8 protein-coding genes, 1 tRNA gene and 1 pseudogene are annotated in these 15,453 nt (G+C 39.8%); 4 read left to right on the top strand and 6 right to left on the bottom strand.

Translation table 11 applies throughout. From position 1 onward, the window contains the following. Positions 1–62 precede the first annotated feature (62 nt). Positions 63–5,480, top strand: a complete 5,418-nt coding sequence (locus V7K44_RS28025) for an ATP-binding sensor histidine kinase (protein WP_334936512.1) — start codon at positions 63–65, stop codon at positions 5,478–5,480. A gap of 179 nt (positions 5,481–5,659) precedes the next feature. On the opposite strand, the gene V7K44_RS28020 is transcribed toward V7K44_RS28025, so the two are convergent. From V7K44_RS28020 to V7K44_RS28000, 5 genes and pseudogenes are all read right to left on the bottom strand, one after another. Continuing rightward, positions 5,660–6,673, bottom strand: coding sequence for an alpha/beta hydrolase (locus V7K44_RS28020; RefSeq protein ID WP_334936510.1), 1,014 nt, complete (start codon positions 6,671–6,673; stop codon positions 5,660–5,662). Between the two features lie 236 nt (positions 6,674–6,909). Next, positions 6,910–7,302, bottom strand: coding sequence for a hypothetical protein (locus V7K44_RS28015; RefSeq protein WP_334936508.1), 393 nt, complete (start codon positions 7,300–7,302; stop codon positions 6,910–6,912). Positions 7,303–7,527: 225 nt separating this feature from the next. Then, positions 7,528–9,234 (bottom strand): dihydroxy-acid dehydratase, encoded by a 1,707-nt coding sequence (gene ilvD / locus V7K44_RS28010; RefSeq protein WP_334936506.1) that lies wholly within the window; start codon positions 9,232–9,234, stop codon positions 7,528–7,530. A gap of 226 nt (positions 9,235–9,460) precedes the next feature. Then, a complete protein-coding gene (locus tag V7K44_RS28005; RefSeq protein ID WP_334936504.1) occupies positions 9,461–9,721 on the bottom strand; it encodes a hypothetical protein in 261 nt (86 codons plus the stop codon). Between the two features lie 183 nt (positions 9,722–9,904). Further along, positions 9,905–10,236: pseudogene (locus tag V7K44_RS28000) on the bottom strand (IS1 family transposase); the annotation flags it as partial. A gap of 65 nt (positions 10,237–10,301) precedes the next feature. On the opposite strand from V7K44_RS28000, the gene V7K44_RS27995 reads away from it, so the two are divergent. From V7K44_RS27995 to V7K44_RS27985, 3 genes are all read left to right on the top strand, one after another. Then, positions 10,302–11,747: a PQQ-dependent sugar dehydrogenase gene (locus V7K44_RS27995; protein WP_334936502.1), complete on the top strand. Its 1,446-nt coding sequence runs from the start codon at positions 10,302–10,304 to the stop codon at positions 11,745–11,747. A gap of 292 nt (positions 11,748–12,039) precedes the next feature. Next, positions 12,040–12,124: transfer RNA gene (locus V7K44_RS27990), tRNA-Ser, on the top strand. 216 nt (positions 12,125–12,340) lie between these two features. Then, the gene (locus V7K44_RS27985) at positions 12,341–13,522 is read left to right on the top strand and encodes a CapA family protein (protein WP_334936500.1); all 1,182 of its coding nucleotides are present in this window, start codon (positions 12,341–12,343) and stop codon (positions 13,520–13,522) included. 196 nt (positions 13,523–13,718) lie between these two features. Here V7K44_RS27985 and V7K44_RS27980 read toward each other — a convergent pair whose 3' ends face one another. Next, the gene (locus tag V7K44_RS27980; protein ID WP_334936498.1) at positions 13,719–15,341 is read right to left on the bottom strand and encodes a serine/threonine protein kinase; all 1,623 of its coding nucleotides are present in this window, start codon (positions 15,339–15,341) and stop codon (positions 13,719–13,721) included. Between the last annotated feature and the right edge of the window lie 112 nt (positions 15,342–15,453).

Raw genomic sequence — 15,453 nt, 5'->3', positions numbered from 1 at the left:
ACATTAAACTGCCGTTATGAATTTGGGAATAATCAAGTTATAAATTGCTTGGATTTAACAGTATGTTTAGCACTCATGTTAATATTTCTGGATACCAAATCATTGAAGAAATATACAATGGTTCGAGAACTATAGTTTATCGAGGGTATCGAGAAAGTGACTCATTACCTGTAGCGATCAAACTGCTGAAAAATGCATATCCCTCCTTTAATGAACTGGTGCAGTTTCGCAATCAGTACACCATTGCCAAAAATTTCAACTCATCTTTAATTGTCCAAACCTACAGCCTGGAGGTGTATCAAAATACCTATGCGTTGGTGATGGAAGATTTTGGGGGCATTTCTCTAAAAGATTATTTTGCTCGCGATCAAACGCGAGATAGTAGGTTTTTGGAAGAGTTTTTTCAAATAGCGATCGCACTGTGTAATACCTTAGAAATACTCTATAGTCAGCGCATCATTCATAAAGATATCAAACCGAGCAATATTTTAATTAATCCAGAAATCAAACAAGTTAAATTAATCGACTTTAGTATTGCCTCTCTATTACCAAGGGAAACGCAAACGCTAATCAGCCCCAATGTATTAGAAGGAACACTAGCTTATATTTCTCCAGAACAAACAGGGAGAATGAATCGGGGAATTGACTACCGGACTGATTTTTATTCCCTGGGTGTAACTTTCTACGAATTACTCACAGGTGAGTTACCTTTTCAATCAAGCGATCCAATGGAGTTGGTGCATTCCCATATTGCTAAGGTAGCCTCATCAATAGATGTAATTAACTTACAAATTCCGGCGGTAATTTCGGATATCGTCAGCAAATTAATGTCAAAAAATGCTGAAGACCGCTATCAGAGTGTATTAGGATTGAAGTATGATTTAGAAAATTGTTTAGATCAACTGAAAACAAGTGGCAAAATTGAGAGTTTCCCAATTGCCCAAAGGGATCTGTGCGACAGATTTATTATCCCTGATAAACTCTATGGACGAGAAGCAGAAGTAGAAACTCTGCTAGAAGCATTTCAAAATGTCAGCCTGGGAGCAACAGAAATAATCCTGGTAGCTGGGTTTTCGGGGATTGGTAAAACTGCCGTTGTTAACGAAGTCCATAAACCTATTGTTCGTCAACACGGTTATTTTATCAAAGGCAAATTTGACCAATTTAATCGGAATATTCCTTTTTCTGCATTTGTCCAAGCTTTCCGTAACTTCATGGAGCAATTACTGGCAGAAAGTGATGTCCAAATACAAAAATGGCAAAATCAAATTATTCAAGCATTAGGTGAAGACGGACAAGTAATTATTGAAGTCATTCCCGAATTAGAAAAAATTATTGGCAGACAACCAGCTGCGCCAGAATTATCAGGTAACGCGGCACAAAACCGATTTAATTTATTATTTCAGAAATTTCTCCAAGTATTTACAACTAAAGAACATCCTTTAGTTATATTCTTAGATGACTTGCAGTGGGTAGATTCGGCTTCATTGAAACTCATGCAATTATTAATGAATGAAGCTAATCAGGGATATTTATTGTTAATTGGTGCCTATAGAGACAATGAAGTATTCCCAGCACATCCATTGATGGTAATGTTGGATGAAATTTGCAAAACAGGTGTAAAGGTGAATAATCTTACCCTAAAGCCACTCAACCCATTACAATTGAATCAACTTGTAGCCGATACATTAAATTGTGCAGAGAATGTAGCATTATCTCTTTCACAATTGATTTACCGTAAAGCTCAAGGAAATCCATTTTTTGCAACTCAAATACTGAAATCATTACATCAAGACCAACTGATTCAATTCAATTTTGCCGAGGGATGTTGGCAATGTGATATTTCTCAAATAAATCAGCAAACTCTAGCAGACAATGTTGTTGATTTTATGGTTTTCCAACTACGAAGACTACCAGAATCAACTCAACAACAATTGAAGCTAGCCGCTTGTATTGGTAATCAGTTCGATTTAAAAACATTAGCGATTGTTTCTAAACAATCAGAGATAGAAACCGCAGATTGTTTGTGGAAGGCTTTGCAAGAAGGGTTGATTTTGCCGCAAAGTGAGGTTTATAAGTTTTTTGTTGGTTCCGAAAATCAAGCAGCTACTCAAGAACAGTCTGAGATGGTTGTATATAAATTTTTACACGATCGCGTCCAGCAAGCTGCCTATTCACTCATTCCAGAAGCACAAAAACAGTCAACACACTTGCAAATTGGGCAATTGTTGTTGCAGAATACACCTAAAGAGCAGCAAGAGTCAGGAATTTTTGCGATCGTTAATCAATTCAATTACGGACTAGAATTATTAGAGGAAGCTGACGAACGAGAACATTTATCCCGGTTAAATCTGATCGCTGGTTGTAAAGCCAAAAACTCGACTGCTTATGCAACAGCAGTTGAGTATTTAAAAGTGGCAATTCTTTTATTACCGATAAATGCTTGGCAAAGCAGCTACGATTTAGCCCTTGCTGTTTACGAATCTGCGGCTGAGGCAGAATATCTAAATACAAACTTTGATTCATCAAAATCATTAGTAGAGATTATCCTTAAAAACGCTAAATCTCCATTAGAAAAAGTTCGTACCTACGAGATTCAAATCCAATCTTATACGGCGCAAAATAAATTTATTGAAGCAATAGCCACAGGTAGAGAAGCACTGCAATTACTAGATTTGACATTACCTGAAGACAGTAATACTCAAATTATTTTTGAGGAACACGATCAATTACAACAAATGTTTGTTCATCAATCGATTGCAGCATTGGCAAATATGCCAGAAATAATTGATCCCCAAAAATTAGTTGCGCTCCGCATATTATCGGGTTTGTTTGCTCCAGTTTATATAGCCAAACCGATGTTATTGCCGCTCAAAATTTTTACAATGATCGAGATTTGTATCAAGTCCGGCAACTCACCACAGGCAGCTGTTGCTTACAGTCTCTATGGATTATTTTTGTGTAGTATTGGTGCAATTGAAGATGGGTATCAGTTTGGTAAACTGGCAGTACAACTTTTAGAAAAGTTTCAAATAAAAGAACTTAAAAGTAGGGTTTATTTAACATTTAGTCTGTTTATTAAACATTGGAAAGATTCAATTAAATCTACATTGAATCTATTTTTGGAGGGATTGCAAAGTGGATTAGAAACCGGAAATTTAGAATATGTCGGCTATTGTGCCAATTGCTATTGTCAATTTCTCTTTTGGACTGGAGAAAACCTAGAAAATGCTGTGCTGGAAGCAGATAAATATTGCGATCTAATGCAGCAAATTAAACAAGAGGTATCTCTGATTTGGGGAAATATCTGGCGGCAGACAGTGCTAAATTTACAAGGAGAAGCCGCTAATCCCTGTTGTTTAATTGGTAAGCATTTTCACGAAGTCGAAATGTTACCGACTTTAATTGAAACTAACAATATTAATGGTATTTGTTATGTCTATCTAGCAAAAACGCTACTGGCTTATCTTTTTGGTGAATACGAATCTGCTTGGGAATCTTCCCAAACATTTGAGCAGTATGAGCAGGGAGCAGCAGGTTTATTAATTGTTCCTTTGCGGAATTTCTATCAATCTTTGAGTTTGTTAGCTCTTTGTTCTCAGGTAAATGAAGCACAGCAACAGGTTTATCTCCAGAAAGTAGCCGAAAATCAGTCAAAAATGCAAGAATGGGCGGCTCATGCACCCGTAAATTATCAGCATAAGTACAATTTAATTTTAGCTGAACAAGCTCGTGTAACTGGCGATCGCTTACAAGCCGCAGATTATTATGAAATAGCTATCCAAGAAGCGATCGCCAATGACTATATTCAAGAAGCCGCGATCGCTAACGAACTTGCTGCCAAATTTTACCTAGAATGGGGTAAAGAAAAAGCCGCAGAAGGATATCTGCAACAAGCATATTACAGTTATGCCCGTTGGGGAGCAAAAGCCAAAACTGATGACTTGGAAAAATGCTATCCCAAATTACTCAAACCAATTTTGCAACAGCAAGAATTCAACTTAAATCCCTTAGAAACCATAGCTAGCATTGCTCGTACATCTAGTTACACTACCAGCAGCACTAATATTTCTGATGCTCTAGATTTAACCTGCATTCTCAAAGCAGCTCAAACTATCTCCAGTTGTATCGAATTAGACGTACTTATCAGCAGTCTCACTCGCATTATCTTAGAAAATTCTGGTGCGAAAACATCTGTATTAATTCTTCCTCAAAAAGATACTTGGCAAGTGCGGGCAATTACTTTTATAGATCAACAGTCAAATTCCCAGACTGATGTCAAAACCACTCTTGATTCACAACTAATAGATGCTTGTCAATATATTCCGAGAAAACTGATAAATTACGTTAAGAATACTCAAGAAACTGTCATCATAGACAATTGTGAAACGAGTATTCCTGGTGTAATTGGAGAATATATGCTCCTACATCAACCCCAAAGTGTATTATGTACGCCCATTATTAATCAAGGTCATTTGGTGGGGATTCTCTACCTAGAAAATCAATTGAATCAAGGAGTATTTACTACTAACCGATTACAGGTGATTAATCTACTATCTTCCCAAGCCGCAATTGCCTTAGAAAATGCTCGGCTTTATCAGCAAGCTGGGCAAGCTTTACAAGATTTGCAACAAGCTCAATTACAAATCGTCCAAAGTGAAAAGATGTCTGCGTTGGGTAACTTAGTTGCTGGCGTCGCTCATGAAATGAACAATCCTCTTGGTTTTATTGCTGCCAGTCTCAAACAAGCTAAACCAACATTTATTGATGTTATCGAACACTTGAAATTATATGAACAAAAGTTTCCTACTCCCGGAGATGAAATTTTTACCCATGCCGAAGAAATCGATTTGGAATATAGCTTAGAAGATTTGCTCAAGATGATTGATTCGATGACAATAGCGTGTGACAGGCTCAAAAACATTAGCACCAGTCTCCGTACTTTTTCCCGTGCTGATAGAGATTACAAAGTACCGTTTCACATTCATGAAGGCATTGATAGTACGATTTTAATCCTCAAACATCGCCTGAAAGCTAACGAAGAACGTCCAGCTATTGAAATAATCAATGAGTACGGAAATTTACCCCAAATTGAATGCTTCCCTGGTCAATTAAATCAAGTATTTATGAATATCCTAGCAAATGCCATTGATGCCTTAGATGAATCAAATACAGGTCGGAGTTTTGAAGAAATTCAAGCCAATCCCAATTGGATTAAAATTACCACCTCTTTAAAAAATAAACAAGTTGAAGTGAGCATTGCTGATAATGGTCAAGGCATGAGTGAATCAGTGAAACAAAAAGTATTTGACCACTTGTTTACTACAAAAGGTGTTGGTAAAGGAACGGGATTAGGATTAGCGATCGCTCAGTCTATTGTTGTAGAAAAACATGGCGGTTCACTGGTTGTGAATTCTACCCAAGGTGAAGGAACAGAATTTGTAATTACCTTACCGATTCTGGCTCATACTCAAAATTAATACCAATTTCAAAAAAGAAGGCGACAAATCGACCATTTGTAGAGACGCGATGAATCGCGTCTTGAAAAACAAATTATCTACACTAATAGCTGTTAACTGAACCTATCGAGACTTGAACTAAATTTTGAAATGGCAAATGTTTTTTAACTTCTCCATTTTTTTTAAAATTGGGATGCTCATTAGGAATCTGGATTAATACATTTAAGATGCTCACAGCCAAAACCTTGAGTCATCATTGCAGATAGCTGTTGAAAAACTTGTTCGTCAAAGTTAAGCTCTCGGATGATTTGGTCATGGGCTTGCCCCTGCGCTATCCGCTTTGCCATTGCCTGAAACTCTACCCAAGTTAAATTACTCTCAACAAATGCTTTAGCGAGGGTAATTACCAGTTCTTCATAATCATTGTCTTCCAATTTTGTCATCATTCGGTGTTCAATGTGAAGCGAATCATCGAAACAGTAATACCAGGATTTCGGTTGCTGCTTAAGTATTCTTCGGAAAAAATCTTGCTGTTTCGAGCGACTAACAGCACCATCTGCCTCACTACATACCATTAAGATTGGAGCAGAAACACAGCCTTGAGCCTTGTCTAAAACCTGATATCCCAATTCTAGAAATATCCGTAAGGCCTTGAGACGAAAACCTTTATAACCAAAATTCCCAGGTGCATCTTTGTTGAACCATTCAAAGTAAATTGGCAGAATTTTGATGAGTTGATCGAATAGTAAATAACGGCTACCTAAATAAGGGGTAAACAATAAAGTGCGGTCAATCTCTTGAGGATACTCTAAAGCTAACCAAGCAGCTAAAGTTCCACCTGTTGATAATCCACCAATCACAACTTGTTGACCTAGCGTTTTGGCAATCTGCAACCATTTGATGACAAATTGTTGATAAATATCAATATCTGTTGGCAGCGGTGGAGGATTTTGAGACTTCCAGTCACCTGAGCGTCCATGACCGGGTTGTAAAGGAATCAAAACGTTATATCCCTTGTTAAAGAAGGCTTTACCAAGCGGCTCGAATTGGTAAGGGCCTGCTGTAAAACCATGCAAAAACAAAAAAACTTTTGACGTGAAGTCAGGATGAATCAAAAATTTAGAACGGCAAGCTTCATTTTTAAGACCTATTGTGGACTCTAATTGGTCAACTTGTTCTAAAATTTCTACTGTATTTTGAATGCCAACTTTCATTTATGTAATTATTATGTTCCTATACATTTAGTAATCCTACTTGAATCCCGCTCAGGATACTGAAAAGGAAATCTTTGTCTGGCAAGCTTTTAAGCAGCTTAGTTATTCAAAAATTAAATAGGAATCCTAGATATATGTTACTTTATTAATTAAGTAGTTACTTCGAGTCTAGCAGAGGACATATTGTTGAGTTGCCCTGTCAGAAGTGAGAAACCTTTTTTAAGTCGGATGTGTATTCACTCCAAACTAATTTTCCACAACCCCTCTAGCGGATTAGACAGTTGGAATTGACTATCATTGCTACCGAGCCAATTATTGTCATACACCAACCCCACACTGAATGTTCTACTTAGAGGATATTGTCCTAGTTTTCCAAAACCTTCAATATTCTTTGAGTCAGCGATCGCTTGCTGGTTCAACTGTATAGTTGTTTGGTTGCCGTCGTCAAAGTAAATTGTGGCTCGTTTGTTGTGAAAGCGCACCTGAACTTTGTAGACCCCACCAGTTGCATAGTAATAAGCTCTAGCTGGCAGCTTTTGACCATCAATATTTTGTCCTTTAAGCTCAACTGCCATAGCAGGACTGCATAGCAGCAACAGGACTGGCAGAAATAACCCTAAAACTTTCATTGGTAGTAACAAACACTTTCAATCAACTATTTTCTACTTTAAAACATAAGTAGAGCGACTTACAGCAGATTTCAAGTTGGTGAAGTACACAAGTTAAGTCTGTTACCCAGATGTAAAACGTGTTTACTTCTGAATTCTGCTGTAAGTTTCACAGCCAACGCCAGAAAATCGTGTTTCCATACTCTTGTAGAGAGACGCGAGATGTCGCGTCTCCAACCTTACTCCCTACTCATTAAATAAATCCAAGTCTGTGACAGCACCAACACTACTAGAGGAAACTAACTTCGCATATTTTGCTAAGATGCCTTTTGTATAACGGGGTGGACGGGGTTGCCATTTGGCGCGGCGACTGGCTAATTCTGCATCAGAAATGTTGATTTGTAACAAGCGAGAATTAGCATCGATAGTGATGCTATCACCTTCTTCAACCAGAGCGATCGCACCACCAACGGCGGCTTCGGGAGCAACGTGTCCGACTACCATCCCGTAAGTACCGCCTGAAAAGCGTCCATCAGTAATTAACGCCACTGCATCGCCTAAACCCGCACCAATAATTGCTGAGGTGGGTGCTAACATTTCCCGCATCCCAGGGCCACCTTTCGGCCCTTCGTAGCGGATGATAATTACATCACCGGCTTTAATCTTACCTGCAAGGATGGCATCTAAGCATTCTTCCTCGGAATCAAATACCCGTGCAGAACCAGTAATGCCGGGATTTTTTATCCCGGTAATTTTTGCTACTGCTCCCTCTGTAGCAAGATTCCCTTTCAAGATGGCTAAGTGACCTTGGGCATACATCGGGTTATTCCAAGGACGAATCACATCTTGATTGCTTGGTGGTTCATTGGGGACATCTGCTAAAATTTCGGCGATGGTTTTACCTGTGATGGTGATACAGTCACCGTGAAGTAATCCATGTATTAATAGCATTTTCATCACTTGGGGAATACCACCAGCTTGATGTAAATCTGTGGCGACATATCTACCACTAGGTTTTAAATCGCATAAAACCGGGACACGATCGCGGATAGTTTCAAAATCATCTAGATTAAGTTCTACACCAGCCGCACGAGCGATCGCCAGAAAATGTAATACGGCGTTAGTTGAACCACCTACAGCCATAATTACAGAAATAGCATTTTCTATAGATTTGCGCGTGATAATGTGCCGAGGTAACAGTTGATTACGAATTGCTTCTACTAATACCTTGGCTGATTCTTCGGTGCTATCAGCTTTTTCGCCATCTTCCGCCGCCATTGTGGAAGAATAGGGTAAACTCATGCCCATCGCTTCAAAAGCCGAGGACATAGTATTGGCTGTGAACATCCCACCGCAAGCACCAGCACCAGGACAAGCGTGGCGTTCTACTTCCATCAGTTCGGTGTCGTCAATTTTTCCAGCACTATATTCACCCACAGCCTCAAAGGAACTCACAACAGTCAAGTCACGGCTGTTGTAGTGTCCGGGTTTAATTGTCCCACCGTAAACAAAGATAGCCGGGATATTCATCCGTGCCATTGCAATCATCGCCCCTGGCATATTTTTATCACAGCCACCGATGGCAATGACACCATCCATACTCTGACCATTACAGACGGTTTCAATGGAATCAGCAATTACTTCTCGTGACACTAGGGAATATTTCATTCCCTCAGTTCCCATCGAAATCCCATCACTAATAGTAATTGTGCCGAAGATTTGCGGCATTGCCCCGGCTAGTTTAATTCCAGCTTCAGCTATGAGTGCTAGTTGATTAATCCCCATGTTACAGGGAGTGATGGTGCTGTAGGCATTAGCCACACCGACAATTGCTTTTTTAAAGTCTTCATCCTGAAAACCTACTGCACGCAGCATAGCCCGATTTGGCGATCGCTGTACCCCTTGTGTAACAACTTTACTTCTGAAATTCTCTGACGTTGTTTTTTCACTCATTGCTCTGGCCTCAATCAAATCTCTGTATGAGTATGATATGTAGCCTTTTTTGAGATGTCCAATATATATTTTTTTAAGATTGAGACTTATAAAGTATCAAAAAGATGGGACTACCAAACCTGAGCTACTTTATTGCTGTAGCTGAGGAATTACATTTCAGCAGGAATTAGACAAACGAATAATTTTATTCAGCCATAAATCGAATGGCTCTCTGCGTTCATATTACTCACCCACAGAAATTATCAACCCTCAACTCGCGCCACACATCAGACGGTTGCCAGCCAGAGTTACCAACGGAGCGCAAAGGGCGATAGTGTTCACAGATGTAGTCCGATTCGGATGCTTCCATGTACACAGGTATATTTGGTTCAACCACCGATTCAGGAATATCTTGACTCTCAGGCATCTCAATCGGTTCAGTCGATGGTGGAGTTACTTCTGTTATCTTGCGAATTGGGTTAGAAGTTTTTTTGATGAGTCGTTGCATATTCATAGTCATTATTTGGCTTTCCACAAGGTAAGATATCCCAGAATACAGTAAGTTATCAGAAAATCCGAAATATTTTGCTGGAAAGTTTTTTCGGGTGTGGATTGCTTTTCGCTTTTCAAAGATGGGAGGGTAGCACGATTGCATGATTGCACTAATAGGCGTTGCATAAATGCGGGAGAATTAGCTAAATACGGGTATTTCTCTATACTCAAACCAGGAAGTAACAATCAAATTGAATATTTAAGCATATCTACTGATTTGGAATGGCACAATGTTTTTCGATAGCGACGTTAGGAGCGTCTGTAGGCGTGCAAGATAATCACGTAAATGTGTATTTTCACGTTCTAATCTGGTCATATATGTTTTACTGACGATATGATCTTCTGGGTTAATAAAACTGGGGTCAACTTTCCATCCATCACATAAAAATAGCACTGCCAAGAGCAAACAATGTCCTATAAAGCTTTAAATGTTTCAGCACTATGGTCTCCGAAGACCCAAGCTAAGATTCCAAAACTTTTCCCTCATCAAGAGGGATTTAACAACAAAATTAACTGACTATTTTATCAAGGAAATCATGAATAACACTAAATCATCTAACCAAGTCAAACGCAGATTTATCGGTAATCTTGCTGTTAAAGCACTGTTATTTACAATCACACTATTATTTACAATAGTTTTATTAAATCCTAGCACTACTGGAGTAAGTGTTGTACCTCAATCCCTGCGTCCTGATATCAAGGTTCGGAATATTATTAATACACTCTCAGTCTCTCCTTCTGTGCGGATTGTAAAAGATCCACGAAACAATACTCTCTATTACCTCAAACGAAATGGTGAGATTTATCAAGTCAATTTAGCCTCCTCTACTAGAACCCTTGTATACAACTCTAGTAATCATAATATAAGTGAAACTCAAGGTATGGCCATTGGCCCTAACGGCACAATTTATTTAGTTGGCAATGCAGACCTTGTGAATAACCAAACTCAAGCAATTATTGTTAAAGGTGTAATTAATGCGAGTACAAAACAGCGTATCTGGTCTATCTTAGCTAAAAGTGAAGACTATCCCAAAAGCAAAACAGCTTATGACCATCGCTTCAACGGCGTAGTTGTTAGCCTGGATGGTAAATTTATCTATGTAAATAGCGGTTCTCGTACCGATCATGGTGAGGTTCAGTCTGTTGATGGTCTATATCCCAATACTCGCGAAGTCGGATTAACCGCCTGTATACTGCGTCTTCCAAGTAATGGCAACAATCTCTTTCTCGCAAATAATCGAGCAACTTTAAAGACAGCTGGCTATATTTTTGCAGAAGGAACACGTAATACTTTCGATATGGCTTTTGCACCCAATGGCGATTTATTTGGCACAGAAAATGGCCCAGATCGCGATATGTCAGAAGAATTAAATTGGCTACGTTTAGGTGGTAATTACGGCTTTCCTTGGCGTATTGGTGGGACAGACAATCCACAACAATTTCCCAATTATAATCCTGCCACTGACCGATTGTTAAGCCCTCAATTTAACGCCATCCAAAAGGGCTACTATCGTAACGATCCAACCTTTCCTATTCGGCCTACTGGAAATTTGATTGAACCAATTCCTAATCTTGGCCCGGACGCAGATAATTACCGCGATCCTGTAGATGGAAAAATCAAAGATGCCAGTGTTCTTGGGCAAAGTTTTAGCACTTTTACAACACACCGTTCTCCTTTAGGCTTAGTTTTTGATACGCAAGGAGTAATGAGTCCAGAATTCAACAGAGATGGATTTATGCTAAGTTGGACAGCAGGCGATCCCACTGGCGAAACACTAGTAGGCCCTTTTAAAGATGCCAGCCAAGACCTACTGCATTTAAATTTAACTAAAGTAGGAAATACCAACTATAAACTTAACGCTACACGCCTTGTCAGAGGTTTTAGTAATCCCATTGATGCTGAGATTATTAGCAATAAGATTTATGTTCTAGAATACGGCGTAAATCAAGGAATCTGGGAAGTCTCTATGCCTACCAAGTAAAATAAATTCGACATTCGCCCAACAGGTGACAGCATCGACAACGCCAAACCAAAATAGATTGCGAGAATCTAACGAGTACTGTTATTTTTAAGCCATGCTAATGTAAGTAGCATGAATCTTGTGATGTCTTTTTCGATGTCTACAGACCTTAATTTGCCGTTGGTGTTCTTAGAGGATTGCATTACGCAAAAAAAGCGATAATGCTATAGTAGTATAGGGAATGCAGCAAAATTTCCCTAAATTTACAGCATTTGAATGTACAATAGATACTCAAATGTCTGAATAAATAGTTGGAGAGGTGTCCGAGCGGTTCATGGTGACGCACTCGAAATGCGTTTTGGGGAAACCCAACGGGGGTTCGAATCCCCCCCTCTCCGTTCAAAGATTACTGAAAATTTACTACAATGTGGCTGCAATTTGCCTACCCTTAGCAAGGCTCTTGAACAACTTGTCTGTTTATTTGCAAGTTAGATAGGATTATCGCTTAATATTTACGTAGTCAAATCTTTGCCAAAAAAACTAAAATATACACCGATAAAACAGATTTTACAGGTTTTTGGGATAAACTAATGCCATCGTGTGAGGAGTGAACGATGGTAGATCGCAGCTTGGGGCGAGTATTCTCATTTAGTCTGATCAGCATTTCTTTATATCTGGGTATTAGTATAGGAGTCATTATCCGGCTTGGTCAATCACAGCGATTAAACGCTGCTACTATGCCTACTAAGCCTGTGCAATTTCCATTAGTTATTCCTGAACTTACACCATCAAAAACACAACAACAAACCTTTCCAGATACTATTACCATCAAAGCTGTTGGAGATATTATTCCCGGCACTAATTTCCCTAACTATAGATTACCCCGTTTTCGAGATCAATTATTACCAAAGTCAGTGAGAACTCACTTGCAAGGATCTGATATCTTGTTTGGGAATTTTGAAAGTAGTCTAACTAATTATCCCTACACTGCCAAAGATATTAGTCGAGGGCAAGTCTTTGCCTTTCGCTCTCCACCTGGATACGCCCAGCTTTTTGCTGAGGCTGGTTTTAATGTGTTCAATATGGCAAATAACCATGCAATGGACTTTGGCCCGGTAGGGTTCAAAGATACAATGAAAAATCTTCAGGCTGTGGGCATTGCAACATTAGGTCATAAAAATCAAATTCTTTATTTGGAAGCTAACAATATCCCCGTGGCAATGATCGGATTTTCTCCTTATGAAATGTATAATTCTATTCATAATTTAGGAGCAGCTAAAGCACTCGTAGCAGAAGCCAAAAATAAAGCCAATATTGTAGTAGTATCGATGCACGCTGGAGCAGAAGGAACGGGGGCACTACACGTTAAGAATCAAACAGAGTTTTTTTATGGAGAAAACCGAGGTAATGCGATCGCGTTTGCTCGAAACATGATTGATGCAGGAGCAGACTTAGTACTAGGACATGGCCCTCACGTTCCCAGAGCGATGGAAATTTATCAGGGAAAAATCATTGCCTATTCTTTAGGAAACTTTTTGGGCTATCGGACTTTATCTACAAATGCCCAAACAGGTGACTCAATGATTTTAGAAGTCAAACTCAACTCAACAGGAGATTTGGTATCAAGTAAAATTATTCCCGTTCGGATGGATCGGCAGGGAATTCCTCATATCGATCGGAGTTTTCAAACTGTAAAACTTATGCGTTATTTGAATAATCAAGCTTTTCCCAAGAATCCAGTGAAGATTAATAAGAAGGGGGAAGTTGTTGTACAGAATAAACTTAATCCTTCCTAAAATAATTCGTAATTCATAATTAGCTAATAGGACTCGGCGCTGTGCTGGACTCACCGCGCTGCTTCACCAAAATCCCAAATTTAAAACCTAAAATTGACTAGTACAACATGGCGGAAATAAACCAATCATTCCAAATCAACGAAACCTTATGCTGTATTCACTTTTAATTTTTAATTTTTAATTCCGCCTTGCGGTACTAGTTATTGTCATCTTGTGGCTTTTCCTCGAACTTCTGAATATTCTGGGGTTGGCTATTAGTCGGTGAATTTTGTTTTTCCAATGTTGGTACTACCACAGCAGAAGGATCTGATTGTTTGGATTCTGTTGGTGGTGCTGGTGGTATAAGTAGAGGTTTTGATGGGCTTACGGGTTGAGGGGAAGCAGGATTTTGACTAGAAGCTGGTAAGTTCTTTTGTGGAAATGGCAATGGTGCGGGGGAAGCATTTCGAGATGAGCGGATTGCTCGTAATTTCTCCACTAACGAGGGTGTGGGGGAAACGCTAGGTGAAGGTGTGGATTGTTCGGAATCACCGCGTTGTGATTCTCTTGTAGGGCTGCTGGTAGATTCTTCTTGAGAAGAACGACGATTGCGGCGACGCTGCTTGGAATTAGAGACGGGTGCTGTTTCGCTTCTTGAAGTAGTGTTAGTCTCTTGACCTCCAGGTGAAGATCTACTATCAAAATTAGGTGCTTTCGCGCCTGATTCTTGAGTTGGCTTTTCAACAAGTGGCTTGGTAGTCGGCTGCTGAAATTTGTGTAATATACTGGCGATCCCAAAACCTGCTGTCGCAGCAACTAGGGCTACACCCATACCAATAAATACTTTAGATGATCCCAGATTTTTAGCCAGTACAGTTTCCTTAGCCATGCCTGGGTTGGGTTGCGCCAGCACAGATGGTCTATAAATAGAATTTTGGGCAGTTTTCCCAATTACAGTTGCTGCTTGCTGCGCAGATAAATTGACAGTTGGCACTGCGTAAGTGGGTAAAACTTGCGGTGTTCCATTCACCCCATTTCCAGGTAGCAATTGCAGCCACTCAGCAACTGTCGCTGGCCGAAAACGAGACTCTACTGCCATACCGCGCATTACCGCTTGGTTGACAGCAGCACTCAAATGTGGTTGCAGTTCGCGGGGGGAAGGCATTTGTTCGCGATCGCGCAATAATGCTGGCATGGGAACTTGGGCTGTCAACAGTGCATACAAGGTTGCCGCTAAACCATAAACATCCGTGGCGGGTGTGCGCGCCGCTTGCGTCATATACTGCTCAATCGGAGAATAACCCTCAGAAACCAAACCTGTGTGAGTCTGTCTGACACCGCCATTAAATTCCCTGGCAATGCCAAAATCAATTAGTATTACTTCCTGTGTTCCTTGACGAAGAATAATATTATCTGGTTTGACATCGCGATGTAACAAGCCGTTGTTGTGTACTACCTGCAACGCTGCCCCAATTTGCCGGATGTAATGAATTGCTGTGGCTTCAGGCAAAGTTATCCCTGATAATACAAATGCGTCTCCCAAGGTTTCACCAGGAATGTATTCCATCACCATATAAGGCAGTCCAGCTTCCACAAAAAAGTCACTAACTCGGACTATATTTGGGTGAATACACGTAGCTAATCGTCTGGCTTCATCTTGGAATTGGCGCTCGAATTTGGCAAAATCAGGATGTTGTCGCAGCCGTTCATTGATGGTTTTCATCACCACCTCCTGACCCAAGTAGTGATGCGTAGCTTTAAAGGTAATGCCAAAGCCACCCCGCCCTATTTCTTGAATTAGGGTATATTTTCCATCCTGCAAAATTGTGCCTGCTAACATAAAGAGTCCTGAGTCCTGAGTGAGCAGATAAGTAGCGAGTCCTGAGTTTTGAGGGATTTCCCAAAAATTTTCCCATATTTTTATCGGGCAGGATTCTTGCCTGTCTATTTTA

Source organism: Nostoc sp. (assembly GCF_036917235.1).
In the GTDB taxonomy this organism is placed as follows: domain Bacteria; phylum Cyanobacteriota; class Cyanobacteriia; order Cyanobacteriales; family Nostocaceae; genus Nostoc.
This window is presented reverse-complemented; position numbering and strand designations above follow the sequence as displayed.